Genomic DNA, 24,947 nt, shown 5'->3' on the forward strand with positions numbered 1-24,947 from the left:
AGCTGCGGATCAGCGGCAGCCGCAGTTGGCGACCGCCGAGGCGAGCGTGTCGAGGGCCTTCTGGGCGCCCTGGGCGTCGCTGGTGCCGTTGGTCATGAACGCGAAGACCAGCAGCCGTCCGTCGGCGTCGACGACGGTCCCGGCGAGGGTGTTCACACCGGTCAGGGTGCCGGTCTTGGCGCGTACCGCACCGGCGCCCGCGGTGTCGGCGTAGCGGCTGCCGAGGGTGCCGGTGAAGGCGGCGACCGGCAGTCCGGTGACGATCGGGCGGAGCTCCGGGTGGTCGGGCGCCGAGGCGTGCAGCAGCAGACGGGCGAGGAGTTCGGCGCTGACCTTGTCGTCACGGTCCAGCCCGCTGCCGTCGTCGAAACGGGCGCCGGCGAGCGGCAGGTGCTGGGCGGCGAGCGCCGTGCGGACGGCTGTCCCGGCGCCGGAGAAGCTGGCGGGCCGGTGGGCGCCGAGGGCGGTCTGCCGGGCCAGCGCCTCGGCGATGTCGTTGTCGCTGTTGGTCAGCATCCTCTCGACGAGGGCGCCGAGCGGCTGGGAGCGGACGGTGGCCAGGCGGGTGGCGTCCTTCGGCGCGCGGGCGGACACCGGGCTGCCGTCGACGGCGATGCCGCGCTCCTTGAGGCGGGCGGCGAAGGCGCGGGCGGCGTCGGCCGACGGGTCGCCGGCGCGGGGCGCCGGGCCGTTGTCGCTGTCGTCGAGGCGGCCCTCGTCGGCCATGAGCGGGGTGACGCGGGCGAGGTTCTCGTTGGGGCCGATGGGGTGGACGGCGGGGCCGGAGTAGAGCGAGGTGTCGTAGGCGAGAGAAACCTTCTTGCGGCCGCTCCGGGCGAGGGCGCGGGCGGTGTCGTCGGCGAGGTCCCGCAGGCTGGCGGGCCCGTCGGCGCCCTCGCCCGCCCGCGCGGTGAGCGTCGGGTCCCCGCCGCCGACCAGCACGATCCGCGGCGTCGCGGGCTTGCCGCCCTTGCCGCCCTTGCCGTCGTCCCCGGAGCCCTTGGCGTCCTTGGCACCCTTGCCGTCCTTGGCGTCTTCGGGGTGCTTGTCCCGCGCGCCGTTCCTGCCGTCGTCCGCCGCCTCCGCCGCGGTCACCACCGTCGTCTCGATGCGGTGGTCGGCGCCCAGGGTGGTGAGGGCGGCGACGGCGGTGGCGAGCTTCACGGTGGAGGCGGGCACCGCCGCCGCGGTGGGCTTGGCGGCGAACACCTGGTGCCCGGTGGCGACGTCGATGACCGACGCGGTCCGCAGCGGGCCCAGCGCCTTGTCCTTGAGCAGCGGCGAGAGCGCGTCGGCGAGCCCGGCGCCGGTGGGCTGCGGGGCCGCGCCGCGCCCGCCGGCACCGGCCGCCGGGAGGCCGAGCGCCGGGAGGACCTGCGGAAGCGCGGGGCCGCCACCCGCGCTCCCCGGCGCGCCGCCGCGGCCGGGCGCCCCGCCGTGATGTACGCCACCCGTACCGTTCGGGGCCCCCGCGAGCGCCCGCTCGGCCGTACGCTGACCCGAGTCCCAGGGCCCGGCCACCGCCACCGCGGCCGTCGCGGTCGCCAGGCCCGCGGCGGTGGCCACCGCCGTCAGGCGCCAGGTGCTCCGCGTACGCGGCGGTGCGGCGCGCCAGGTACGGCGGACCTCGTGGCCGGCCCGCTGTGCCGTACGGGCCGCGGTACGGGCGCACGCCCGGGCCGACCGTCCCGCCGTCTCCCACTTGACCTGCCACGATCCGGTCTCCGGCACCTTGGACCAGCCCCTTTCGCCAGCACCCACCTGCGTGGGGGACACTTAATCACCAGACCTATGTGTTGATCATGGAGGAGCCACCCGTGGAGTTCGACGTCACCATCGAGATCCCGAAGGGTTCGCGGAACAAGTACGAGGTGGACCACGAGACCGGTCGGATCCGCCTGGACCGTCGACTCTTCACCTCGACCAGCTACCCGGCGGACTACGGCTTCGTCGAGAACACCCTCGGCGAGGACGGCGACCCGCTGGACGCGCTGGTCATCCTGGACGAGCCGACCTTCCCCGGTTGCCTCATCAAGTGCCGCGCCATCGGCATGTTCCGGATGACCGACGAGGCCGGCGGCGACGACAAGCTGCTGTGCGTCCCGGCGTCCGACCCGCGCGTCGAGCACCTGCGGGACATCCACCACGTCTCGGAGTTCGACCGCCTGGAGATCCAGCACTTCTTCGAGGTCTACAAGGACCTGGAGCCGGGCAAGTCCGTCGAGGGCGCCGACTGGGTCGGCCGCGCCGAGGCCGAGGCCGAGATCGAGGCCTCCTACAAGCGCCTGGAGGCGCAGGGCGGCGCCCACTGACACCGGGCTCCCCGGAGGCCGTCGCAGGCCCCCGGACCCGGCGCACGGCGCGCTGATTTCCGTAACGCAACGGGCGGCACCCACTCGGGGTGCCGCCCGTTCGCGTACGGCGCAGTCCGGCCGATGGTCAGAAGCCGCGGGTGCGCTTGGCCGCGCGGCGGCCGGCGCCGGGCATCTCCGGCCCGGGGGCGCGCAGGAAGAGCCGGGCGACCTCGCTGCCGAGGTTCACGCCGACGGCGATGGCGAGCGCCAGCGATGCCGCCTTGATCAGCGAGGCGATGCCGTCGAGGAGGTTGCCCTGGGCGAAGTTGAGCAGCCCGAAGTACGTGGCGCTACCGGGCAGCAGCGGGCCGATGGCCGCGGTGACGTACGGCAGCGCCGAGGCGTAGCGGTAACGGGACAACAGCTGGCCGAAAAGGCCGACGAGACCGGCCGAGATGGCCGTGGACGGCACCGCGTTGAGCCCGGCGACGTTGGCGAGGGCGCCGTAGACGACCCAGGCCACCCCGCCGTTGATGGTCGCGAACGCCACCGTGTGCCGCTCCTGCTGGAGCAGGACGCAGAAGGCGAGCGCCAGCAGCATGGACGCGCCGGTCTGCACCAGCGGCTCGTTGTAGACGTGCAGCGCCTGTTCGGGGTTGAGCCGCTTGAGCCCGGGGTCGAGCTGGAGGCCGATGTAGAGGATGCCGAGCACGCCGACGACGATGCCGACGATGAGGTAGACGACCTCCAGGAGGCGGGCTGCGGCGGTGATGTAATAACCGGTCAGCCCGTCCTGGACGCCCGCGACGAGGGCCCGCCCCGGGATCAGGGCGAAGAGCCCACCGGTGATGACCGCGGACGCCTGGACGTTGGCGTGCGCCAGGCCGAAGCCGACACCTATGGCGGCGGGCGGCATCGCGGCCACCACGAACTGGTAGAACTCCGGCAGCCCGCGCCCGGACGCCAGCCAGGCCAGCCGGTCGCCGAGCATCGAGCCGACCGCGGCGGCCACGAAGACCAGCAGACCACCGCCGACCAGTATCGAGGCGCCGCCGGAGAGCAGCCCGGAGGCGAGCGTCAGCGCCCAGGTGGGGAACGGGTGGCGGTTACGGCGGATCTCGGCGAGCCCGCGGTACGCCTCCTCCAGGGTGATGCCCTCGGAGGTGATGTCGTCGACCAGCCGGAAGACCGCCGACAGCCGGGTGTAGTCGACGCCGCGGCGCCGCACGGTACGGCTGGCGGTGACCGGGTCGTCGACCAGCGACGGCTGGTACGAGATGGACAGCAGGGTGAAGGTGACGGTCGGCTCGACGCGCTCCAGCCCGTAGGCGTGCGCGACGCCGAACATCGCCGCCTCGACGTCCTCGGCGCCCTCACCGCCGGCGAGCAGGATCTCGCCGATACGCAGGGTGAGGTCGAGGACGCGGGGCACCGCGGGCCCGGTCTCGTCGTCGGCGCGCTCCGTGCGCTCCGGGGTGGGACGCTCGTGGATCGGCATCCGCAGCATGGTCCGCATGCGGTCCTGCCACGGCGCCTCCTTGGTGAGGCTGAGCACCGGAATGCCGTGCGGCGGGGTGAAGGCGGGGAAGCCGCCGGTGGGCGCGCCGCCCGGCGGGGCGAAGGCTGAACCTTCCTGCTCCGCGGGGGCCTCCGGCCTCAGCCCCTCGGGCAGCGCGAATTCGGAGGTGGTGCTGGACTCGTCCTCGGGCAGCGGGGGCTGGGGGACGCCCAGCGGTGGCGTGAAGGCGCTGCGCCCCTCGTCCGACGTCGGCTTTCTGTCCTCGTCGGGCGGCTCGGCCGGGCTGTTGCCGCTGTTGCTGTTCCGCCCGCGGTGGTAGCCGTTCTGGGGGTGTGGTGTGCCGTTGGTGGAGCGCTGGCCGCGCTGTGGGTCCGACGCCACGTTTCTTCGCTCCTCGTACGCCTCCTGCGACCGTCAAGGACACGATGCCTGATGACGCTTCCGGGCGCGCGGGGCGGGGGTTGACCGGTTCCGACAAAGGAGTCGGACAGGATGAACTGCACATTCCCGACGGCGCCGGGGGTCATGCCCCGAAGGGCGCGACCGAGGGGAGAGTACGGGAGTGCGGCGGGATGGTGTGGAGGCGCATCCCGTACCGGGAGCACGCCCGCGCGCCCCACGGCGAACCGCCCGCCCCCGGGCGTGGGGACGGGCGGTCGAGGGGCGTACGGAAGGCCCGGCGCGGGGTCGGCTCCGGACAGCGGCGGGGGAATTCCGGCGCCGCCGTCCGGCCTCCTCAGCGCTTGGCGTGGCGGCCTCGGCGGGCGTCGCCCGGCGCGCCGCCGGCCAGCGCCTGCTCGGCCCCCGCCGCCTCCGCCTTCTTGGCCTTGCCGCGGGCCCGCAGGTACTCGATGGCGATCGGCACGACGGAGATCAGCACGATCAGGACCAGCATGGCCTCGATGTTCTTGTGCACGAACTCGACGTTGCCCAGCGCGGCGCCGAGCAGGGTGACCCCGGCGCCCCACAGGGAGCCGCCGATGACGTTGAAGGTGAGGAACGAGCGGTAGTTCATCCGGCTCACGCCCGCGATGATCGGCGTGAACGTCCGCACGATCGGCACGAAGCGGGCCAGGACCAGCGACTTCGGTCCGTACTTCTCGAAGAACTCGTGGGCCTTCTCGACGTTCTCCTGCTTGAAGAGCTTGGAGTCGGGCCGCTTGAAGAGCGACGGGCCGACCTTCCGGCCGAAGAGATATCCGGCCTGGTCACCGAGGACCGCGGCCAGCACCACCAGCGCACACACCAGCCACAGCGGCTTGTCCATCTTGCCGGTGGTCACCAGCAGACCGGTGGTGAACAGCAGGGAGTCGCCCGGCAGGAAGAACCCGATCAGCAGGCCGGACTCCGCGAAGACGATGACCAGGACGCCGATCAGACCGAAGGTGCCGATCAGGAAATCCGGGTCCAGCCACTGAGGGCCGAGCGCGAGAGTGTTCACGGGGTGAAGGCTCCTGTGTCGAGGGCGCCGGATCTGCGGTGCGACGGAGGAAGCGGCGGGGATCGGGCGCGTGTGCGGGCCCAAAGCTATCAACGCCGACCGGTCGGACACGGTTCCCGCCACCCGCCCGCCCGGGACCGGCCGGGCCGCCGCACTCCGGGCACAGTGCTCCGGCCGACCGGTAGGAGGGGATCTCCGCCGCAGGTCGGAGGGGGTGCCGGCGGTCGCTCGTCCCGGCGGAGGATGCCCGGCCGCGGGATGCGGGCGATGCTTGCGTCACAGGCGCCACACAGTGAAGGAAGTGCGAGACGTATGGGCATCGAGGAATTCGGCGGCGGACAGCAGGCCCAGTCCGACGTGCTGGTGGTGACGACGAACGACGTCCCCGGCTTCACCGTGCAGCAGGTCATCGGCGAGGTCTTCGGACTGACCGTCCGCTCGCGCCATCTGGGCAGCCAGATCGGCGCCGGACTGAAGTCGATGATCGGCGGCGAGCTGAAGGGCCTGACCAAGACGCTGGTCGAGACCCGTAACCAGGCCATGGAGCGGCTGATCGAGCAGGCCCGCTCGCGCGGCGCCAACGCGGTCCTGATGTTCCGCTTCGACGTCACCGAGGCGGCCGACGTCGGCACCGAGGTCTGCGCCTACGGCACCGCCGTGGTCCTCGCCCCGAAGAGCTGACCCGCACGGGCCGGGGCGCCCTCCGCGACAACCCGCCCCGGCCCGCGCACCGCCCGGCCGGAGCGCCCCCGGACGAGGGGCGCGCGGCACACCTGCACCCGGCCCGGCCGGGCCCCCCGCGCCCGTCCGCCCCGCCGCCGGGCCCCCGCGCCCGTCCGCCCCGCCGCCGGGCTCCCGCCCCGGACGCCCTCGTGGTCCGGGGCGTCCGCATGCTGAAAGACCTGTGGCGCGCCGGGCCCCGGGTGAGATTCTGCGGCCCATGTTCGGGATAACTGACCTCTCCACCTATTTGGCGGGCCTCGCTCTGATCATCCTGCTGCCGGGGCCGAATTCGCTCTACGTCGTCTCGGTGGCGGCCCGGCTCGGCCCCCGCGTCGCCTACCGCGCCGCCGCCGGGGTGGTCTGCGGGGACACGGTGCTGATGGCCCTGTCGGCGGGCGGCGTCGCCTCACTCCTCAAGGCCAGCCCGGTACTGTTCGCGATCGTGAAGTTCGCCGGTGCCGGCTATCTGACCTGGCTGGCCGTCGGGATGCTGCGTGGCGCGGTGGCCCTGTGGCGCGGCCGGGCGGCCCGTACGTCCGGCGGGACGGCGGCCGGCACCGGGCCGACCGCCGCGACCGCGATGGCCGAGGCGGCCGCCGCCGAGGCCCCGGCCGGCGACGGCAAGGAGCCGGTGGAGCGCCCGTACCGCCGGGCCCTGGTGGTGAGCCTGCTCAACCCGAAGGCGATCTTGTTCTTCATCTCCTTCTTCGTGCAGTTCGTCGACCCGTCCTACGCGCACCCGGTGCTGTCCTTCCTGGCCCTGGGCGCCTGGGCGCAGCTGTTCAGCCTCACCTACCTGTCGGTCCTGATCTTCAGCGGTACGTATCTGGCCGCGACGTTCCGGCGCCGCCGGAAGCTGACCGCGGGCCTCTCCGCGGGCGCCGGCGCCGCCTTCCTGGGCTTCGCCGCCAAGCTCTCCCTCGCCGGGACGGGCTGACCCGGCCCTCGCAGCGCCCGGGCCCCGCCGCCCGGGCGCCCCGACCGCGGGTACGCGCCCGGGCCGCGCGCCCCTCGCTCCCCCGGCCCCGCCCCGCGGGCCGCCCGCCCTCCACCGCCCTAGGGTCGGCCGAGGAGGTGCGGCCATGACCCTGCACAAAGGCGCGTCGGCGCGGCCCGGCCACCCGGTCAACCCCTTCTACGGCGAGGCCGACCCGATCGGCGGCATGGACGAGACGCCGCCCCGGCACACGCTCCCGGACGGCCCGCTCGCCCCGCACACCGCCTATCAGTACGTGCACGACGAGCTGATGCTCGACGGCAACGCCCGGCTCAACCTCGCGACGTTCGTCACCACCTGGATGGAGCCGCAGGCCACCGCGCTGATGACCGAGTGCCGGGACAAGAACATGATCGACAAGGACGAGTACCCGCGCACCGCCGAACTGGAGCGGCGCTGTGTGGCGATGCTCGCCGACCTGTGGCACGCCCCCGACCCGGCCGCCGCCGTCGGCTGCTCGACCACCGGTTCCAGCGAGGCGTGCATGCTCGCCGGCATGGCCTTCAAGCGCCGCTGGAGCCTGGCGAAGGACCGCGCGGGCGCCCGCCCCAACCTCGTCATGGGCACCAACGTCCAGGTCTGCTGGGAGAAGTTCTGCACCTTCTGGGAGGTCGAAGCGCGCCAGGTCCCCATGGAGGGCGACCGCTTCCACCTCGACCCGCGGGCCGCCGCGGACCTCTGCGACGAGAACACCATCGGCGTCGTCGCCGTCCTCGGCTCCACCTTCGACGGCTCCTACGAACCGGTCGCCGAGGTCTGCGCGGCGCTCGACGCCCTCCAGGAGCGCACCGGCCTCGACATCCCCGTCCATGTCGACGGCGCCTCCGGCGGTATGGTCGCGCCCTTCCTCGACCCGGACCTGACCTGGGACTTCCGCCTCCCCCGGGTCTCCTCGATCAACACCTCGGGCCACAAGTACGGCCTGGTCTACCCCGGTGTCGGCTGGGCCCTGTGGCGCGACGCGGCGATGCTCCCGGAGGAGCTGGTGTTCCGCGTCAACTACCTCGGCGGCGACCTGCCGACCTTCGCGCTGAACTTCTCCCGGCCCGGCGCCCAGGTCGTGGCGCAGTACTACACGTTCCTGCGGCTGGGCCGCGAGGGCTACCGCGCCGTCCAGCAGGCCACCCGGGACGTCGCGACGTCACTGGCCTCCCGCATCGCCGCGCTCGGCGACTTCACCCTGCTCACCCACGGCGACGAGCTCCCGGTCTTCGCCTTCACCACCGCCCCCGGCACCACCGCCTTCGACGTGTTCGACGTCTCCCGGCGGCTGAAGGAACGCGGCTGGCTGGTGCCCGCGTACACCTTCCCGGCCAACCGCGAGGACCTTTCCGTCCTCCGGGTGGTCTGCCGCAACGGCTTCTCCCACGACCTGTCCGACCTGTTCCTCGGCGACCTGTCGCAGCTCCTGCCGGAACTCCGCGCTCAGCCCTGCCCTTTGCAACGTCCCGTCCGCAAAGCCACCGCGTTCCACCACTGACACCGGAGCGGCCGGGCGCTCCGCCGGCAGCCCTACGCCTCGTCCCCGGGATGGACCTCACCCGTCGCGTACGGGTTCTCCGCGCCCGCCGCCAGCACCCCGACGAACGGCTCGCCCTCCCCCGCGAAGACATACGCCCCGCCCTCGATCCGCGCGATCAGCCCGCGGGTCCACGCCGCACCGTGATCGGCGGCGTCCACCCACATCCGCATGATCTCGCCGATGTGCCCGAGCGCACCGGGCCCCTCGGGCGCGTACTCCTCGGTCGCCGTGGCCCGCCACTCCTCCAGGGCCCGCACCCGCTCCCGCAGCAGCGCCACCGCCTCCGCCCGCTCCAGCTCCACCAGGAAACCGAGCCCGGCGCTGAGCACGTCGTTGCGCTGACCGGGCCGCGCCAGCGCATCCCGCAGCAGCGCGAAGAACTCGGCCTCACCGGCGTCCGTCATCTCGTACTCGGTACGCGGCGGACCGCCGTCCGGACTCGGCGCGGCGTCATGGGCGCGCAGCAGTCCCTGCTTCGCCATCTGCTTGAGCGCGTGGTAGATCGACCCGGGCTTGGCCTGCGCCCACTCGTGTGCGCCCCAGTACTCCAGATCGCCCCGCACCTGATAGCCGTGGGCCCGCCCGTGCTGCCGGACGGCGCCCAGGACCAGCAACCGCATCGCCGACATCGCCCCTCCGTCCGCCGCACCCGGATCGCGCTGACCGGCGCTCCCGGTGCCACCAGCCTAGGGGCCGCCCCGGGAGCAGCGCCCCGGGGCGTACGCCGCCGCCGTCAGAACGGGAAGCGGGAGCGGCCGTGCTGGATGGAGATCCACTTGGTGGTGGTGAACGCCTCCACCATCGCCTCGCCGTTGAGGCGGCCCACGCCGGAGCTCTTCTCCCCGCCGAACGGCACGATCGGCTCGTCGTGCACCGTGCCGTCGTTGATGTGGATCATGCCGGTCTCGATGCGCTTGGCGAACCGGACGCCCCGCTCGATGTCGGCGGTGTGCACCGCGCCGCTCAGCCCGTACGGCGTCGCGTTGGCCAGCCGCACCGCGTCGTCGTCCCCGTCGAACGGCACCAGCACCACCACCGGACCGAAGATCTCCTGGCCCAGCAGCCACGAGTCCTCCGCCACCCCGCCGAGCACGCTGGGCCCGACGAGCGTGCCGTCGCTCTTGCCGTGCAGCAGCGCGGTGGCGCCCTCGCCGACCGCGCGCCCGACCAGCGAGGTGATCGCCTCGGCCTGGCCCTCGTTGATCAGCGGCCCGATGTGGGTCGCCGGATCGGCCGGGTCGCCCACCTTGAGGGACGCGACCTTCGCCACGAACTTCTCGGTGAACTCCTGCTCCACCGACCGGTCGATCAGCACCCGGTTGGCCGCCATACAGACCTGGCCCTGGTGGATGAAGCGGCTGAAGACCGCGGCGTCCACGGCGTAGTCGATGTCCGCGTCGTCGAGGACGACCAGCGCGCTGTTGCCGCCCAGTTCCAGCACGGCGTGCTTGAAGTGCCCGGCGGCGACCGTCGCGACGTGCCGGCCGACCTTCTCGGAGCCGGTGAACGAGATGACCTTGGGGACCGGGTGCGCGATCAGCGCGTCACCGATCTCGGCGATGTCGGTGACCACGACGTTCAGCAGCCCGGCCGGCAGCCCGGCCTCCTCGAAGATCCGCGCGACCAGACCGCCGCCGCAGATCGGGGTGTTCTGGTGCGGCTTGAGGACGACGGCGTTGCCGAGCGCCAGCGCCGGGGCGACCGACTTCATCGACAGCAGCAGCGGGAAGTTGAACGGGCTGATCACCCCGACGACGCCGACCGGCAGCCGGTAGAGGCGGTTCTCCTTGCCGTCGATCGGCGACGGCAGGATGCGGCCCTCGGCCCGCAGCGCCAGCTGCATCGCCTCGCGCAGGAACTCCCGGACCAGATACAGCTCGAACCCGACCTTGGCGTGGGTGCCGCCGACCTCCGCGGAGATCGCCGCGGCCAGCTCCGCCTCCCGGTCGTCGATGATCCGCAGCGCCCGCTCGAAGACCAGCCGCCGGGTGTACGGGTTGGTGTCGGCCCACGCCTGCTGCGCGCGCTCCGCGGCACGGTACGCCTCGTCGATCTCCGCCGCCGTGGCGACGGGTATGGAGGCCAGCTTCTCCCCGTTGTAGGGATTGAAATCGACGATGTCCCACGAGCCGCTGCCGGAGCGCCACTCGCCGTCGATGAACTGGTACGCCAAGTCGTCGAAGTAGGACATGCCATCCCGATCTGGAGAACTGGGCGCGCGCGGCGCCCAGTTGTGGGGTATTGCCTCCTGATGGCAAGTCATCCTACCCACGCGTCACATCAATTGGAGTAGACCACGCAAAAGGTCCCGGCTCTCCGCGGGGCTCGGCCCCTCCTCCTGCAACCGCCCCATCACCCGTGCGTACTGGGCGACTTCCTCGGGCTTGTCCACGTAGAGCGCACTGGTGAGCTGCTCCAGATAGACGATGTCCGGCAGTCCGTCCTCCTGGAAACCCAGCATCGTGAACGCGCCGCTCTCCCCGGAGTGGCCGCCCATCTGGAAGGGCATCACCTGAAGGCGCACATTCGGCCGTTCCGACACCTCTATGAGATGTCTCAACTGCTCGCGCATCACCTGTCTCTCACCGTACGGGCGACGCAGCGCGGCCTCGTCGAGTACGCAGTGGAACTCCGTCGGGCGCTCGGCGACCAGCAGCTTCTGCCGCTCCAGCCGGAGCGCGACCCGGCGCTCGATCTCCTCCGGCGTGGCGTCCGGCATCCCACGCCGCACCACCGCGTCGGCGTACTCCTCCGTCTGCAACAGGCCATGGATGAACTGCACTTCATAGGTGCGCAGCAGCGAGGTGGCACCTTCCAGGCCGATATATGTCTGGAACCAGCCGGGGAGCACATCGGAGTAACTGTGCCACCAGCCCGCGACGTTGGCCTCGCGCGCCAGGGACTGCAGTGCGGCACGTTCCTGCTCGTCGCTCACGCCGTACAGCGCCAACAGGTCTTCCACATCGCGGGACTTGAAGCTGACCCTCCCCAGCTCCATGCGGCTGATCTTGGACTCGGAGGCCCGGATCGAGTAACCCGCCGCCTCGCGCGTAATGCCGCGCGACTCCCGCAGTCGGCGCAGCTGCGATCCCAGCAGGATCCTCCGCACCACCGACCCGTTCGACTCACTTGCCGACACCGTTTCGCCTCTCCCCTGGCCCCGACCCGCCCAACATAGCCCGGCAGTCTGCCACGTTCCTGCGTCGTTGAGTGCTCAGCCGGTTACTGATATGTGAGGTCCGCCCATGCTCTCCACACCCTGCACAGGAGAAGAATTCACCGCGAACCGGAATCCATCCTCGCAACCCCGGCACGTGCACGTGCATCTGCCCTTGCATCTGGCGTACGCATTCGGAACCATGGGCGTCGCACGCATGCACGCTCGTGAAAGATCCGCCAGACCCCGCTAGACCGGCCGGGTCATGACGTCCGCGAACGCCAGGAGTGCCTCGCATGGGGACCAAGGTTTTGACCAGGCTCGATCCATTAGGACAGAGCGTCTTTCCCGTCGACCCCTGGACAGTCTCCGGCTCCGCCTCCTGCTCGCTGCCACCGCGCTACGAATCGGTGGGCGGCGCACGGAAGTTCACCCGCGACACGCTCCGCGACTGGGGCCTGGAAGGGCTCTTCGACGGCGTCGAACTGGTCGTCTCCGAGCTGGTCACCAACGCCCTGCGCCATGCGGTCCTCGCCGCCCCGCAGCTGACGGACGACACCCCGCCGGCCCGGCTGCACCTGATGCACTGGTCCTCGCGGCTGGTGTGCGCGGTGCGCGACCCCAGCGACGATTCGCCGGTCGCCGGCGAGGCGGACTTCGGCGCGGAGGGCGGCCGCGGGCTGTATCTCGTGGAGTCGTTCAGCGACAGCTGGGGCTGGCAGCCGCTCTCCGGCGCCCCGCACGGCAAGATCGTCTGGGCCCTCTTCCGGGTTCCGTAACCCCCCGCCCGGGGGCCCGCGCGGCTCCCGGGCCGGACCGTCACGGACGCAGCGCACGCCGGGGCCACCACCACAGGGCCCCGGCGCCCGCCTGCCCCCGGACGCGGCGACGGGCACCCGCAAAGGCGTACGCACCCGACGGCGGCGGCGCGAGCAGGACCGGCATCCACGCACCCCAAGGCGCGGACCATCTCCGGCCCGCGCCTCCGTAAAACACCTCTGACCTGCGGCGATACGCCTCGACCGCGCTCCTCCGCGGTCAGTCGCGAATCAGGTGGTCGAACTCGCCGTCCTTGACGCCGAGCAGCATCGCCTCGACCTCGGCGGGCGTGTAGATCAGCGCCGGCCCCTCGGGGAAACGCGAATTCCGTACCGCGATCTCCCCGCCGGGAAGCTTGGCGAACTCCACGCAGGACCCCTGCGAGTTGCTGTGGCGGCTCTTCTGCCAGGCGGCGCCGGGGAGATCGGTCGCGGCCATCCCGTTGTATGCGTGCGGCACAGGGGCTCCCCCGGATCATGACTGACGTTCAACTACGTGGCAGCATAACCAGGTTCACATGCAGATGCATGTACAGATGCACGTGCACGACGGGCGGTGCCGACGCCGTTACCGCACGTCAAACACGGAAAGCCCACCCGAGCCCCGTCGCCCCCACCCACCCCGCTCGCCCCACCGGTCGCCGCTGGGACGCACACCGGCGCCAACGGGTTCCCTCCGGCCCCCGATGCCCGCCTCCGCCCCGATCGACACAAACCCCTCACGTCGCCGCACCGCCCGCGAGCACCTCCCCGCACCGTCGGGCTACCATCGCCACATGGTTACCATTTTCAATAAGCTTCCCGAGGTCGCCACCGCCGCCCGCTACGCCGTCCGCCGCGCGGCGCACCGCGCCGTCACGCTCTCCGCACACGCCCCGCGCGAGGAACGACGCCCCGACGGCCGAGCAGCCCCCTGGTGAACACCGAGGGACACCCTTCCCCCGGATGCCCCCCTCCGCCGGACGCCGGGACCGTTCCGGTCATACTGGGCAGAACGTCCGCAGGCACCCCCGACGAAAGCGAGCGCCCCCATGCTCCGGAACGCCTTGGAACCCTGGCACCTGATCCTGATCATCGTTGCCTGTGTGCTGCTCTTCGGCTCGAAGAAGCTGCCGGACATGGCCCGCGGCCTCGGCCGCTCGATGCGCATCCTGAAGTCGGAGGCGAAGGCCCTCAAGGACGACCGCGCCGGCGACACCCCTGAGCAGCCCGCCGCCGCTCCCCGCGCGGAGGCGACGACCGCCGGACGCTGACCCGGCCCGCGGGCCGACAGCCCCGCAGCGACCGGCCCGGCGGCCCCGCGGGGCCGCTCAGTGGTCCCCGCCCTCGTCGATCAGCCGCCGCACCTCGCGGTCCACGAGCCCGAGCCGGGCCTCGGCGACCAGCGGCACGGCGCGGCGCTGCCGGCGCGCCTCGGACGGGTCGACGTCGACGGCGACGAGCGCGGGCTCCCACTTGGGCTCCTGCGCCACCACCGCGCCCCGGGGATCCACCACCCGTGAGCCGCCCCAGAAGGTCGCGCCGTGCTCACTGCCGACCCGGTTGACGAAGACCACCCAGCACTGGAGCATCCTCGCGGTGTACGAGAGCAGGGTGTCCCAGTAGAGGCCGGTGTCCATCGCCTCCGGGTCCAGGCTCGCCGCGCTGTTCGTCGGCACGAACAGCACCTCCGCGCCGTCCTGCACCGCCAGCCACGGCAGCACCGGCTGCCAGGCGTCGTTGCACACCAGCGTCGCCGCCCGTCCGCCGCCCGACCGCTCGCCCAGGTCGTACGCGCGCATCGACTGCCCGGGGCTGACATGCTTGCGCTCCTCCCAGGCCAGATAGTTCGGCAGGTAGAGCTTGCGGTGCGCGTGCTTCAGCTCGCCCGCCGCGTAGTACGCCGAGGTGTTGTACGCGCGCAGGCCGGTGTGCTCGTGGAACCCGATCACGATGTCCGGGCCGAGCGTGCTCAGCTCCAGCAGCCGCGGGTCCCGCACCTCCACGGAGACGTCCCGTTCCAAGGCGCCCAAGTGGTAGCCGTGCAGGCTCAGTTCGGGGAAGACCACCAGATCCGAGCCCTCCGCCCCGGCCCGCTCGATCTGCTCCCGGGCGACCGCGAGGTTCCCTTCCACGTCCCCCAGCAGGCAGTCGGTCTGCGCCAGCGCTATTCGCATGCCACACTCCCCCTTTTTCGTCGCTTTTGAGCGGTTTGTCCTGCCATTTTCGCAGAGGACACCGGCTTCGGCCCCGGCGTGCGCCGCCTCCCGCACCCGCCCCCGGCGCACGCGGCGGGGAACGGCGCGTCCCGCCGCTCCGTTCGAGCCGCTTCAAACCCCCTGGGTGCCCGGTCCCACCAATGAGGGAAAGAACGATCCTTCCCGTACCGGAGAAGGCCCCTGGCGCGTTGATCCGCACAGCCGTCGTCCGCGCCGGGTGGCTTCCAGCCGCAGCGCCACCGGGCCCGCAGGACGACGGCGCTGCGGTCGAGTCGTCCGGCGATGCCGACGGTCGCCTCGACCGGGCGGCCCAGGCCGAGCGGCCCGCCGGATCCGCTCGGCCGGCCGCCGAGCATTTCCCCCACCGCGGGCCCGCCACTCACGGCAAGCCCCTCGCCCCCTTCCCCGCCCACCCCGGGGCCCGGAACGCGGCGACCTCACCACGCCACGCTCCGGGCCCGAGGCGAACGACGGCCCGGCTCCGTATCCGTACGCCCCGGTGACCGGGGCGTACGCGGCAGCCGGGCCGCCGGGCCGTCAGTGGTTGCCCGCGCCGTTCGCGGACAGCACCGGGATGTCGTCCAGGACGTGCGAGATCGGCTCGTCGCCCTTGGCCTGGGTGGAGTTCTCGGCACACTGCTGGTTCTGCGGGTTGGACAGGACGTTGACGTCCTGGACCGCGACCGGCACCAGCAGGCCGATCAGCGAGCCGACGTTCGCCTTGACCGGCACACCGAGGCACAGGTCGTTCAGCGAGCTCTGGACCAGGCCGGCCGAGGGGCTGAGCTTGCCGTGCGTGGTGGAGTTGCCGTAGGCGGTCTCGGCGCCGTTGCCGTTGACGGTGGTCGTCCCGTGGTCGTTGCCGGTCGCCATCGCCTGCGGGGCCGCCGCGGCGGTGAGGCCGAGCACCGACGCCGCGACAGCGGCGCCGGCCATGATCTTCTTCATCGTGCAAACCCTTCGGTACACGGACTTCCGGTACAGAAGCCCTGTTTCAACAACCCGCCACACCGCCCCTGGTTCCGGCCCGTCACCCGAACAGATGGCGATCCGGCGGGCGCCCGGCCGTCACCCTTCGCTCACACGCACCCTCTCCCCCGCCCGTCGCCTCCCTTGGCCGCGACGCCCCGCGCCGGCCGGCGCCACCGGGAAGTACGAGGTCAGCGGGGCGGCGGGAGGGCACGTCGGCGCACCGCCGGTGGTCCGCCGTGGCGGCGCCGCTGCCGGACGCGTCGGCGCCGCTGGATCACGCGGCCGCGCTCACGGGGCAGACCGCCCTCCTGACGCCGGCGACGGAGCCGCCGAACGCCGTTCCGGGCGCCGGCGGCGGCAAGCTCCCCGCCGGCCGGCACAGAGGAAGGAAACCGCCGACCGGGCCGTCGCCGCCGCGCAGCAGTCCCGGCGTACAGGTCCGGACACACACGAGGCCCGCGCCGCCGATTCCTCGGCGACACGGGCCCGGTGCCGCTTCCGGCGGCATGCCCACACGTCCGCAACCCCATCAATCCCGCGAACGCATGGGCATGCGTCCCTCCACACACCATGACCAACGAATGACCCGGGCCTGTAATGGTCACGTACCGGTAACAATGCCGGGCATTCCGTCCCGACTTTTTCCGGCACCCTTTCCGTCACCCGGATTTCCCCTCCCCGCATTCCTCGCGCACGCATTTCCGTAACCCGTACACGCACCCCTTCGATATCCGTACGCATCACCACACCGGATCCCGTTCGAAGGGGAAACGGAAGGGGGCAAAGGGAAACCCGGGCCGCCCGGAAGAAGGAGGGCCGGGCGGCCCGGGTCAGCGGGTGCCGGTCAGTGGTTGCCGGCGCCGTTGCCCGAGAGCAGCGGGATGTCGTCCAGAATGTGCGACAGCGCCTCGTCACCCTTGGCCTGGGTGGAGTTCTCGGTGCACTGCTGGTTCTGCGGCGAGGACAGCACGTTGATGTCCTGGAGCGAGATCGGCACGAGACCGATCAGCGAGCCGATGTTCGCCTTGGCGGGCAGACCGATGCAGGGCTTGTTGAGCGAGCCCTGGATGAGACCGATCTGCGGGCTCATGGAGCCGTACGTCGAGGAGTTGCCGTACGCCTGCATGGCGCCGTTGCCGTTGACGGAACTCGTGCCGTGGTCGTTGCCGATCGCCATCGCCTGCGGGGCGGCAGCGGCGGCGATACCAACGATGGACGCAGCCGCGGCTGCGGTCGCCAGAGCCTTCTTGATCATTGATTGTCCTTCGTTTTCCGGGTTGCCCGGGGCCGGGCAACATGCCCAACTTCGACCGTCCGGCCGAGTTGCGCTGATTCACTCAAATGAGCTGGCGTCCCCGATCTGTCAATTACCTGATCGGAATCGCCTGGGAAGCGATCACAGGAACACGGGGCATCCGGCGCCGCGGACGGAGAATTCTCCGGTGCTGAGCTTTCCCGCACCCGTCGCCGCGCTCCGCGTACGGAATTACTTCCCGAGCGGCAGGCCGCCGAGCAGCTTTCCGCCCTGGGTCGCCCCCGTGGCGCCACCCAGGATCTTCTTCGGACCGGACTTCGCCGTCTTCGCCACGCCCGTGACGGTGTCGACCAGCGGCCGGATCTGGTGACCGTCGAGCTGCTCACTGTGGAGCGCGTCGTTGAGACCGCCGTTGAGGCTCATGCTCGGCGACGTCGGCTGCTCGTTCGCAAAAGCGGGAACAGCCGCGCCGAGAGCCATGACGGAACCGGCCAGAACGGCGGCTGACTTCGCGTACTTCACTGTGAACTGTCCCTTCTCGGGCGGTGTTCGACGGGGCGCGACATCCCGGCCACGTGAGCATTCACTTCGCTGCTCGGATCACCGCATTCCCTCTGCCCAACGAGTCCCTGCGCGCGGAGAAACCCCCGAACATGCGTGTTGCCCGGAACGGGTACCGAAAAGGCGCGCGGCTTTCCAGGGGCGCAGCGAATTCGGGGCGGGCACCGGTCGGCCCCGGTACACGGAATGTGCACCGGGGCCGATCGGGACAACGCAATCCGAAAAGCTTCGGATCAGTCGGCGACGCAGGTGTTGCCGAAGGCCGGGTTGAGCAGGCCGATGATGTCGATGGTGTTGCCGCACACCTCGACCGGCAGGTGGATCGGCACCTCGATGTTGTCACCGGAGAGGACGCCGGGAGAGTTCGCGGCGACACCCGAGGCGCCCGCGTCGGCAAACGCGGGGGAGGCGGCACCGACGGCCATCAGGGCACCGGCGGCAACAGCGGCGATCTTGGTGTACTTCACTTTGAGCCCTTTCCTGCAGCGGATCGGTAGCGCACACGTCCTTCGTGCCGCACGGGCGCAAACGCCGCCCGTCACTCCGCTGCCGATATTGGTAACGATGTCCCCTCGCCAACGAAACTCCCGCGGCGAAGTTTTCGGAAAAATCGTCCGAACGGCCTGGACCCGTCCGGCGATTGCCGCCACATAAAAGCGCGGCGGCACCGTCGACATCACGCGGGACACACGTACGAGGGATTCGCCGAATACGAATTCCTACCGAGAGGGGTGGTGCTGCCCCGCCTGGTGTACGCGGGGCGGGTGCCGCCGGTCCGGTCCGTCCGGGAGGAGAGAACCGGGGGACCGGACCGGCGGCCGACGGCGGTGTCAGCCGTTGCCGACGCCGTTCCCGGACAGCGCCGAGATGTCGTCCAGGAGGTGCGACAGCGGCTCGTCGCCCTTGGCCTGGGTGGAGTTCTCGGTGCACTGCTGGTTCTGCGGGTTGGACAGGACGTTGACGTCCTGAACGGCGATCGGGACGAGACCGATGAGGGAGCCGACGTTCGCCTTGAGCGGCAGGCCGACGCAGAGCTTGTTCAGGGAGCCCTGGACCAGCTCCAGCTGCGGGCTCATCTCGCCCTTGGTGGTGGAGTTGCCGAACGCGGTCTTGGCACCGTTGCCGTTGACCGTGGAGGTGCCGTTGTCGTTGCCGATCGCCATCGCCTGGGGGGCGACGGTCGCCGAGATGCCGACGAGGGACGCGGCTACGGCCGTCGTGGCCAGGACCTTCTTGATCACGATTTACCCTTTCGAAGCGGAGTGCCCGTATCCGGAGCGTCCTGGACAACTCACTTCGCAGGGCACGGTTTCGCGGGTTCACCCGAATGACGCGAATCCGTAGGCAGATATCACCGCATCCGGGTGGCGTGGTACCGCGGACCGTGTCCCGGGAACGGCGAAGGCCGGCCGGGGACCGTGGGTCCCGGGCCGGCCTTCGGGGCGGGCGTCCGTGGCGTACGGGCGCCTGCCGGGGAGGCGTCAGCCGTTGACGCAGGTGTTGCCGAACGCGGGGTTGAGCAGCCCGACGACGTTGATGGTGTTGCCGCAGACGTTGATGGGGACGTCGACCGGGACCTGGATGTTGTTGCCCGAGATGACGCCGGGGGAGTTGACGGCGGCACCCTCGGCGCCGGCACCGTGGGCGGAGGCGACACCGGCACCGCCGATGACGGCGATACCCGCGGCGACGGACAGAACGGCGGCCTTGGAGACAAACTTCACGGCGAACCTCTTCACTGAAGCAGCTTTCGGGACATGTGCGTACGCATACGCGACGCACAGCCGCGCGGGGCGACAAGCTGTTCAACGCATGAACCACCAACGGGTGACGCCACTTTCGGGTGAATCCGGGGCAGGAGTGTTCGTAGCGGCCCGCGGTGGATGACCTGCGCGGGCGTGCGGGCTGCGCGGGCCGGTCGCCCGCACGCCTCGCCCGGACGGCCGCCGCCCACCCGGCCGGACGCCCCCGCGCCCGGTCCGGCCGGCCGGCCGCCCCCGGCGCAAGCGTCGATCGCCGCCGCGAAACGGCTGGTCAGAGCGATTGTCAGACCCTGCTGCAAGACTCCTGGCATGAGATGGGCGGTGGCGGAGACGGGCGACGGGGGTGTGCGTCTCTGCCCGCTCACTCCGGACGGCAGACCGGCGGGGCCGGTGGTGCGGGAGCCCTCGCTCGCGGCGGCGGTGCGGGCCCGGCCCGAGGTGGAGCGGTGGGTGTGGCGCTCCACGCCCGGGCTGTACCGCGAACTGCTGGCGGCGGGGCTGCGGGTGGAGCGGTGTTACGACGTCGAGGCGGCGGAGGCGCTGCTGATCGGGCACGAGGAGGGGCAGCGGGGGCAGCCGCGGTCGCTGGCGGCGGCGTGGGCGCGGCTGCGGGGGCTGCCGGTGCCGCCGGATGCGCCGGTGCGGGCGGCCGACACCCAGCCGTCGCTGTTCGAGCCGGGCCCGGTGCCGCTGCCGCCGGGGACGGACGAGCTGACGGCGCTGCTGGAGGTCTACGCGGGCCAGGTGGCGCGCACGGAGCGGGCGGAGCGGCCGGAGCGGATGCGGTTGCTGCTGGCGTCGGAGTCGGCGGGGATGCTGGTCGCGGCGGAGATGACGTGGGCCGGGGTGCCGTGGCGGGCCGATGTGCACCGGGCGTTGCTGGACGAGCTGTTGGGTGAGCGGTTCCCCGGCGGGCTGGAGCCGCGGCGGATGGCGGAGCTGGCCGAGGAGGTGTCGCGGGCGTTCGGCGGGGCGCGGGTGCGGCCGGATCTGCCGCAGGACATCGTCCGGGCGTTCGCGGGCGCGGGCATCGCGCTGAGCTCGACGCGTAAGTGGGAGCTGCAGCGGATCGACCATCCGGCGGTGGCGCCGCTGCTGGCGTACAAGGCGCTGTACCGGCTGCACACGGCGCACGGCTGGTCGTGGTTGCAGCAGTGGGTGCACGAGGGGCGGTTCCGGCCCGCGTATCTGCCGGGCGGGACGGTCTCCGGCCGCTGGACGACGAACGGCGGCGGCGCGCTCCAGGTGCCGAAGGTGGTACGGCGGGCGGTGCGGGCCGATCCGGGGTGGCGGCTGGTGGTGGCCGACGCCGACCAGATGGAGCCGCGGGTGCTGGCGGCGGTGTCGCGGGACCGCGGGTTGATGGAGGTCGCGGGCACCGGCCGTGATCTGTACGCGGACCTCGCCGCGCGGGCCTTCGGGGGCGACCGGGACCGCGCCAAGCTGGCGCTGCTGGGCGCGATCTACGGGCAGACGTCCGGGGACGGGCTGAAGCATCTGGCCGATCTGCGGCGGCGTTATCCCGCGGCGGTGGCGTACGTCGACGAGGCGGCGCGGGCCGGTGAGGAGGGGCGGCTGGTGCGGACGTGGTGGGGGCGTACCTGCCCGCCCGCGTCGGTGGCGCCGCCGGAGGAGGCCGGGCTGCCGCAGGAGGAGGAAACGGAGGGCTCCGGGTACGGCGGGGGCGCGGCGGCGCGGGCGCGCGGCCGGTTCACCCGGAATTTCGTGGTGCAGGGCAGCGCCGCCGACTGGGCGCTGCTGGTCCTGGCCGGGCTGCGGCGCACCTTGCACGAGGCGGGCCTGCGGGCGGAGTTGGTGTTCTTCCAGCACGACGAGGTGATCGTGCACTGCCCCGCCGAGGAGGCGGAGACGGTCGCGGCGGCCGTCGCGTCGGCGGCGGACGCGGCGGGGCGTCTGGCGTTCGGCCCGACCCCGGTGCGGTTCCCGTTCACGACGGCGGTGGTGGACTGCTACGGGGACGCGAAGTGAGGGCCGGCGGCGGGGGCGGCCGGGTGGTGGTTCGGGCGTCGGTCCACAGCCCGCACGCCGATTCGAGGGCACGACCTAAAATCCCGGGTAAGGGCTGTCCCGTCGGGGATGGCGGGGAGCCCTCAGGGAGGCCGGCCGGGCTGAGGGCGGCCGACATCCGATCCGCGAAGGGACGACGCGTTGACCGACAGCGAAGGCAATCGGGCCTCGGTCACGGACGGGGGCCCGCACGGCCGGGCCCCGGAGACCGAGCGGTCGGGCCCGGCGGCGGGTCGGCGGAGCCCGGGGACGGACCGGCCGGATCCGGAGGCGGAACGCCCGGCAGCGGCCGGCCCGCGCACCCCGGAAGCGGCCCCGCGGACCGCCGGGCCCGCGGCCGATCGCCCGCAGGCCGCCCCGGAGCAGGCCACCTCGGAGCGGGCGGCCGCAGGTCAGGCGGACGTGGCCGAACCGCCCGCCAAGCTGAGCCCGCGGGAGCGTCGTAAGCGGATCGCGGACCGGGTGCTGGCCGAGGGGCAGGTGACGATCGAGGAGTTGGTGCAGGAGCTGGGCGTCAGCCAGATGACCGTGCACCGGGATCTGGACACGCTGGAGCACCAGGGGTGGCTGCGGAAGGTGCGGGGCGGGGCGACGGCCGCGCCGAACGCGCTCTTCGAGTCCAATGCCAGGTGGCGGGGGAATGAGCAGGTCGCGGCGAAGGAGGCGATCTGCGCGGCGGCGCTGGCCATCGCCGAGCCGGGGCAGGCCGTGATCATCGACGACTCCAGTACGGCGCTGCCGCTGGCCCGGGCGCTCTCCTCGCGCGGTGCGTACACCGTCATCACCAACTCCCTCCAGGTGATCAACGAGTTGGCGGAGGAGCCCGACATCCGGGTGATCGCGCTGGGCGGGGAGTACCACGCGGCGTTCAACGCCTTCCTCGGCATGTCCACCGCCGACAGCGCCCGCAGCTTCCGCGCCGATGTCGCGTTCCTGTCCACCTCAGCCGTCGACAACGGCCACTGCTACCACCAGGCGCAGGAAAACGTCCTGGTCAAGCGGGCGTTGATGGCCGCGGCGCGGCGGAAGGTGCTGCTCGTCGACCATTCGAAGTTCGGCCGTCAGGCGCTCTACGAGCTGGCGCCGCTCGCCGATTTCGACCTCGTCATCTCCGATACGGAGCTGCCGCAGGAGGAGCAGGAGGCGCTGCACTCGCTGGGTGTGCGCTACGAGTTGGTGTCCGAGGAGACGCACCGGGCGTGACGTCCGCCGGGCCGTGGCGGACGGCAGGGCGCCCGCCTCCGGAGTCTTCCGGTGGCGGGCGCCCTGTCTGCTCGGGGGAAGGTCAGCCGCGGTGGCGGGCGGCGCCCACCGGGTCCTTCCGGAACGCCCAGTCCATCTTGGGTTCCATCGCGAAGCGGAAGACGCGTTGGACGGGCGGGGTGCACAGCAGCGTGATGACGGTGCCCGCGATGAGGGTCAGCACGATCGCGCCCCACGGGGTGTGCACCCAGGAGACGTCGTACCAGCCCCAGAAGCGGGAGCCCTTGGCGAGGAAGCCGTGCAGCAGATAGCCGTAGAGGGTGCCGGCGCCGAGGGCGGTGCACCACATCGTGCGGCCCGGGATCCAGGCGAGGAAGCAGGCGACGAGGACGAGCGAGCAGCCGAACATGGCGAGCGTCATGACGGCGCCGCTCCACCAGGGGGCGTGGAGTTCCTGCGCGGCCGAGCGGTGGTAGAACCACGCGGCGTTCATCCGCGGCGCGGCCCAGTACGCGAAGAGCAGCGCACCGGCCATGATCGGCACAGCGGCGATACGGGCCCGGCGGTTGCGGACGAGCTGGAAGTGCTCGGCCTTGAGGTTCAGTCCGAGGACGAAGAACGGCAGGAACTGCAGGACCCGCTGGAGGTCGAGGTCGTCACCGATCTCCGGGGAGAGGGAGGCGGCGACGGCGATGGCGAGCGTGAGCGGGACCGGCCAGCGGACGATCTTCCACAGCGGGGTGGTCAGCCGCCAGATGAAGAGCGCGATCAGGAACCAGGTGAGGTACCAGGGGTCCAGGAGGCTGATGGGGTATCCGGGGTCGTCGTCCGCCCACCGCTTGAAGAAGGTGTAGGCCGTCTCGAAGAGGATGTACGGCACGGCGACGCCGGTGATCAGGCGCTGCAGCCGGTCCTTGCGCATGTCGAAACTGCGCGAGAAATAGCCGGAGATGATGATGAACGCCGGCATGTGGAACGCGTAGACGGTCATGTAGAGAGCGGCCGCGGCACGGCTGCCGTCCCGGAGCGGTTCCCAGGCGTGGCCCATCGCCACCAGCACGATGGCGAGGTATTTCGCGTTGTCGAAGAACGCGTCGCGCTGCTTCTTCGGCGCGGGCGCCGCGTCCTGGCGCGGCGTCGGGGACTGCCGCGGTACGGCTGCGGCGGGCGGGGCGAGGGCGGTGGCGGTGGCGCCGCCGGCGATGGCCTGCGGGGGCATCGGGACGCGGCGGTCGCCGTGGTCGGGTATGTCGTTCGTCAAGGGCCCTCCCGGTACGAGCCCAGAGGAGGGGCGGGACGAGCAATCGCGCCGGGTGCCACGAAGGAACCCATCGGCCGGATTCTGCGTCTCCATACGTATGCGGGGGGCGTGGCGGCGTCGAACATCTCAGGCACCTTAGCTCTGCCGCGCGAATCCCGTAAATCCCCGCCCTGACCGGGCCGGACAAGGGCCGGATCCCGTCCCTGGGCACGTTATGCGACAACTCCGTCGATTCCTCGCGCCGCCGCGGCGGGGGCGTCGGGCGTCGCGCCGGGGCCCCATCCGTAGATGCGCAGCGGGTCGCCGTGCGGGCCGCGCAGCCGGTGGACGGCGGCGGCCCAGCGCGGGGTGAGCTGGTCCAGCGGCGGGTTGATGCCGTCGGCGAAGCGGGCGTAGCGGGCGGCGTCGCGGAGGGCGGGTGCGCCGAGGACGGCGGTGCGCAGGCGCGGGTCGAGGCGGTGGACGGTGCGGACGGAGCGGGCGCTGAAGCTCTGGATGACGAGCCGTCCGCGGTGGGTGCGGTCGAGCCAGCCCTCGGCGCGCAGCAGGCGGAGGGCCTGGGACTCGATGCCGGGGTAGCGGTCGGGGTTCTTCAACTCCAGCAGCAGTGACTGGTGGTGGCGGTCCAGGCGGCGCAGATAGCGGGTGAGGGTCGGCACCCGCTCCCCCGTGAACCGTGCAGCGAACCAGCTCCCGGCGTCGAGCCGGGCGATCTCGGCGGCGGTGAGATCGGCCACCCGCCAGGGGGCGCGGCCGGGCAGGGCGCGCGCGGCGTCGGTGGTGCGGCGCAGCGTCGTGTCGTGGACGACGACGAGCTGTCCGTCCTTGGTGCGCTGGACGTCGTTCTCGATCCAGGTGAACCCGGCGCGGTGGGCCGCGTCGACGGCGGCGAGGGTGTTCTCCGGCGCCCGGCGGGCCGCGCCGCGGTGCGCGATGACCAGCGGGGAGGCGACGGCGGGGGCGGTCGGCGGACCGAGGTCGCCGGATGCGCCACGGGGATACGCGGCCGGGGCGACCGCGGACCGGGGCCCGGGCCGGGCGGCCGGTGCGGTGAGGGCGGTGCCGGTGGCGAGGGCGGCGAGCAGGGTGACGGCGGCGGCGCGCCGTCGGGGTATGTGCGGCACGGTGCCTCCAGGTCGCTCGCCCGCCGGACGGCACCGCGGCGGCCCCGCCCCGTGCCGCACCGCCGGGAGCCCGCACGGTCCCGGCGGACGGCACTCCTCGACGGTCGCCCG

The 24,947-nt window shown here is 72.2% G+C and carries 25 protein-coding genes; 9 read left to right on the top strand and 16 right to left on the bottom strand.

Features of this window, described 5'->3' with window-relative positions:
* Positions 1 to 9 precede the first annotated feature (9 nt).
* Positions 10 to 1,731 (bottom strand): D-alanyl-D-alanine carboxypeptidase/D-alanyl-D-alanine-endopeptidase, encoded by a 1,722-nt coding sequence (gene dacB, locus ACF1BH_RS24875; RefSeq protein ID WP_391645744.1) that lies wholly within the window; start codon positions 1,729 to 1,731, stop codon positions 10 to 12.
* Positions 1,732 to 1,817: 86 nt separating this feature from the next.
* Between dacB and ACF1BH_RS24880 the strand changes: the two genes are divergently transcribed.
* Positions 1,818 to 2,312, top strand: coding sequence for an inorganic diphosphatase (locus ACF1BH_RS24880; RefSeq protein ID WP_003968257.1), 495 nt, complete (start codon positions 1,818 to 1,820; stop codon positions 2,310 to 2,312).
* Between the two features lie 127 nt (positions 2,313 to 2,439).
* On the opposite strand, the gene ACF1BH_RS24885 is transcribed toward ACF1BH_RS24880, so the two are convergent.
* Together ACF1BH_RS24885 and ACF1BH_RS24890 are read right to left on the bottom strand one after the other, a co-directional pair.
* Positions 2,440 to 4,194, bottom strand: coding sequence for a threonine/serine exporter family protein (locus ACF1BH_RS24885; protein ID WP_391645746.1), 1,755 nt, complete (start codon positions 4,192 to 4,194; stop codon positions 2,440 to 2,442).
* A gap of 355 nt (positions 4,195 to 4,549) precedes the next feature.
* Positions 4,550 to 5,254, bottom strand: a complete 705-nt coding sequence (locus ACF1BH_RS24890; RefSeq protein ID WP_391645748.1) for a DedA family protein — start codon at positions 5,252 to 5,254, stop codon at positions 4,550 to 4,552.
* A 312-nt stretch (positions 5,255 to 5,566) separates the two neighbouring features.
* On the opposite strand from ACF1BH_RS24890, the gene ACF1BH_RS24895 reads away from it, so the two are divergent.
* From ACF1BH_RS24895 to ACF1BH_RS24905, 3 genes are all read left to right on the top strand, one after another.
* Positions 5,567 to 5,935, top strand: coding sequence for a YbjQ family protein (locus ACF1BH_RS24895; protein ID WP_030288486.1), 369 nt, complete (start codon positions 5,567 to 5,569; stop codon positions 5,933 to 5,935).
* Between the two features lie 259 nt (positions 5,936 to 6,194).
* Entirely contained in the window at positions 6,195 to 6,914 is a 720-nt protein-coding gene (gene leuE / locus ACF1BH_RS24900; RefSeq protein ID WP_391645750.1) for a leucine efflux protein LeuE, read from the top strand.
* A 145-nt stretch (positions 6,915 to 7,059) separates the two neighbouring features.
* Positions 7,060 to 8,454, top strand: coding sequence for a glutamate decarboxylase (locus tag ACF1BH_RS24905; protein WP_391645752.1), 1,395 nt, complete (start codon positions 7,060 to 7,062; stop codon positions 8,452 to 8,454).
* Positions 8,455 to 8,486: 32 nt separating this feature from the next.
* Here the strand turns inward: ACF1BH_RS24905 and ACF1BH_RS24910 are convergent, their stop codons facing one another.
* The 3 genes from ACF1BH_RS24910 to ACF1BH_RS24920 all read right to left on the bottom strand — a co-directional run bounded on the left by ACF1BH_RS24910 (position 8,487) and on the right by ACF1BH_RS24920 (position 11,635).
* On the bottom strand, positions 8,487 to 9,125 hold the full coding sequence (locus tag ACF1BH_RS24910) for a PadR family transcriptional regulator (protein WP_391645754.1): 639 nt from the start codon (positions 9,123 to 9,125) through the stop codon (positions 8,487 to 8,489).
* 104 nt (positions 9,126 to 9,229) lie between these two features.
* Positions 9,230 to 10,687, bottom strand: coding sequence for an aldehyde dehydrogenase family protein (locus tag ACF1BH_RS24915; protein ID WP_391645756.1), 1,458 nt, complete (start codon positions 10,685 to 10,687; stop codon positions 9,230 to 9,232).
* Between the two features lie 84 nt (positions 10,688 to 10,771).
* Positions 10,772 to 11,635 carry a helix-turn-helix domain-containing protein gene (locus ACF1BH_RS24920; protein WP_391645758.1) on the bottom strand — a complete coding sequence of 288 codons (864 nt, stop codon included), beginning with the start codon at positions 11,633 to 11,635 and terminating at the stop codon, positions 10,772 to 10,774.
* A gap of 314 nt (positions 11,636 to 11,949) precedes the next feature.
* Here ACF1BH_RS24920 and ACF1BH_RS24925 point away from each other — a divergent pair, with 314 nt between their 5' ends.
* Positions 11,950 to 12,432: an ATP-binding protein gene (locus tag ACF1BH_RS24925; RefSeq protein ID WP_391645760.1), complete on the top strand. Its 483-nt coding sequence runs from the start codon at positions 11,950 to 11,952 to the stop codon at positions 12,430 to 12,432.
* Positions 12,433 to 12,691: 259 nt separating this feature from the next.
* On the opposite strand, the gene ACF1BH_RS24930 is transcribed toward ACF1BH_RS24925, so the two are convergent.
* The gene (locus tag ACF1BH_RS24930; RefSeq protein WP_030288466.1) at positions 12,692 to 12,931 is read right to left on the bottom strand and encodes a DUF397 domain-containing protein; all 240 of its coding nucleotides are present in this window, start codon (positions 12,929 to 12,931) and stop codon (positions 12,692 to 12,694) included.
* Positions 12,932 to 13,247: 316 nt separating this feature from the next.
* On the opposite strand from ACF1BH_RS24930, the gene ACF1BH_RS24935 reads away from it, so the two are divergent.
* On the top strand, positions 13,248 to 13,391 hold the full coding sequence (locus ACF1BH_RS24935; protein WP_391645762.1) for a hypothetical protein: 144 nt from the start codon (positions 13,248 to 13,250) through the stop codon (positions 13,389 to 13,391).
* Positions 13,392 to 13,517: 126 nt separating this feature from the next.
* On the top strand, positions 13,518 to 13,724 hold the full coding sequence (gene tatA / locus ACF1BH_RS24940) for a Sec-independent protein translocase subunit TatA (protein WP_391645764.1): 207 nt from the start codon (positions 13,518 to 13,520) through the stop codon (positions 13,722 to 13,724).
* 57 nt (positions 13,725 to 13,781) lie between these two features.
* On the opposite strand, the gene ACF1BH_RS24945 is transcribed toward tatA, so the two are convergent.
* The 7 genes from ACF1BH_RS24945 to ACF1BH_RS24975 form a co-directional block, all read right to left on the bottom strand.
* Entirely contained in the window at positions 13,782 to 14,627 is an 846-nt protein-coding gene (locus ACF1BH_RS24945; protein WP_391645766.1) for a nitrilase-related carbon-nitrogen hydrolase, read from the bottom strand.
* A gap of 579 nt (positions 14,628 to 15,206) precedes the next feature.
* Positions 15,207 to 15,617, bottom strand: a complete 411-nt coding sequence (locus ACF1BH_RS24950; RefSeq protein ID WP_391645768.1) for a rodlin — start codon at positions 15,615 to 15,617, stop codon at positions 15,207 to 15,209.
* Positions 15,618 to 16,485: 868 nt separating this feature from the next.
* Positions 16,486 to 16,896, bottom strand: a complete 411-nt coding sequence (locus ACF1BH_RS24955) for a rodlin (protein WP_391645770.1) — start codon at positions 16,894 to 16,896, stop codon at positions 16,486 to 16,488.
* A gap of 231 nt (positions 16,897 to 17,127) precedes the next feature.
* A complete protein-coding gene (locus ACF1BH_RS24960) occupies positions 17,128 to 17,418 on the bottom strand; it encodes a hypothetical protein (protein WP_391645772.1) in 291 nt (96 codons plus the stop codon).
* A 272-nt stretch (positions 17,419 to 17,690) separates the two neighbouring features.
* Positions 17,691 to 17,924, bottom strand: coding sequence for a chaplin (locus tag ACF1BH_RS24965; protein WP_391645774.1), 234 nt, complete (start codon positions 17,922 to 17,924; stop codon positions 17,691 to 17,693).
* Between the two features lie 363 nt (positions 17,925 to 18,287).
* Positions 18,288 to 18,695, bottom strand: a complete 408-nt coding sequence (locus tag ACF1BH_RS24970) for a rodlin (protein ID WP_391646054.1) — start codon at positions 18,693 to 18,695, stop codon at positions 18,288 to 18,290.
* Between the two features lie 243 nt (positions 18,696 to 18,938).
* Positions 18,939 to 19,181, bottom strand: coding sequence for a chaplin (locus tag ACF1BH_RS24975; protein ID WP_391645776.1), 243 nt, complete (start codon positions 19,179 to 19,181; stop codon positions 18,939 to 18,941).
* 348 nt (positions 19,182 to 19,529) lie between these two features.
* On the opposite strand from ACF1BH_RS24975, the gene ACF1BH_RS24980 reads away from it, so the two are divergent.
* Entirely contained in the window at positions 19,530 to 21,209 is a 1,680-nt protein-coding gene (locus ACF1BH_RS24980) for a bifunctional 3'-5' exonuclease/DNA polymerase (RefSeq protein ID WP_391645778.1), read from the top strand.
* Between the two features lie 180 nt (positions 21,210 to 21,389).
* Positions 21,390 to 22,451, top strand: a complete 1,062-nt coding sequence (locus ACF1BH_RS24985; RefSeq protein WP_391645780.1) for a DeoR family transcriptional regulator — start codon at positions 21,390 to 21,392, stop codon at positions 22,449 to 22,451.
* A gap of 82 nt (positions 22,452 to 22,533) precedes the next feature.
* On the opposite strand, the gene ACF1BH_RS24990 is transcribed toward ACF1BH_RS24985, so the two are convergent.
* Positions 22,534 to 23,712, bottom strand: a complete 1,179-nt coding sequence (locus ACF1BH_RS24990; protein WP_391645782.1) for an acyltransferase family protein — start codon at positions 23,710 to 23,712, stop codon at positions 22,534 to 22,536.
* Positions 23,713 to 23,924: 212 nt separating this feature from the next.
* Positions 23,925 to 24,836: a glycerophosphodiester phosphodiesterase gene (locus ACF1BH_RS24995; RefSeq protein WP_391645784.1), complete on the bottom strand. Its 912-nt coding sequence runs from the start codon at positions 24,834 to 24,836 to the stop codon at positions 23,925 to 23,927.
* Between the last annotated feature and the right edge of the window lie 111 nt (positions 24,837 to 24,947).

Origin of the sequence: Streptomyces sp. NPDC014733 (assembly GCF_043083385.1) — a bacterium.
In the GTDB taxonomy this organism is placed as follows: Bacteria; Actinomycetota; Actinomycetes; order Streptomycetales; family Streptomycetaceae; genus Streptomyces.

Coding starts and splice junctions, on each gene's coding strand:
- ACF1BH_RS24895 (WP_030288486.1), top strand. CDS start 5,567: ATGGGCATCGAGGAATTCGGCGGCGGACAGCAGGCCCAGTCCGACGTG.
- leuE (WP_391645750.1), top strand. CDS start 6,195: ATGTTCGGGATAACTGACCTCTCCACCTATTTGGCGGGCCTCGCTCTG.
- ACF1BH_RS24905 (WP_391645752.1), top strand. CDS start 7,060: ATGACCCTGCACAAAGGCGCGTCGGCGCGGCCCGGCCACCCGGTCAAC.
- ACF1BH_RS24910 (WP_391645754.1), bottom strand. CDS start 9,125: ATGTCGGCGATGCGGTTGCTGGTCCTGGGCGCCGTCCGGCAGCACGGG.
- ACF1BH_RS24915 (WP_391645756.1), bottom strand. CDS start 10,687: ATGTCCTACTTCGACGACTTGGCGTACCAGTTCATCGACGGCGAGTGG.
- ACF1BH_RS24925 (WP_391645760.1), top strand. CDS start 11,950: ATGGGGACCAAGGTTTTGACCAGGCTCGATCCATTAGGACAGAGCGTC.
- ACF1BH_RS24935 (WP_391645762.1), top strand. CDS start 13,248: ATGGTTACCATTTTCAATAAGCTTCCCGAGGTCGCCACCGCCGCCCGC.
- ACF1BH_RS24945 (WP_391645766.1), bottom strand. CDS start 14,627: ATGCGAATAGCGCTGGCGCAGACCGACTGCCTGCTGGGGGACGTGGAA.
- ACF1BH_RS24950 (WP_391645768.1), bottom strand. CDS start 15,617: ATGAAGAAGATCATGGCCGGCGCCGCTGTCGCGGCGTCGGTGCTCGGC.
- ACF1BH_RS24955 (WP_391645770.1), bottom strand. CDS start 16,896: ATGATCAAGAAGGCTCTGGCGACCGCAGCCGCGGCTGCGTCCATCGTT.
- ACF1BH_RS24980 (WP_391645778.1), top strand. CDS start 19,530: ATGAGATGGGCGGTGGCGGAGACGGGCGACGGGGGTGTGCGTCTCTGC.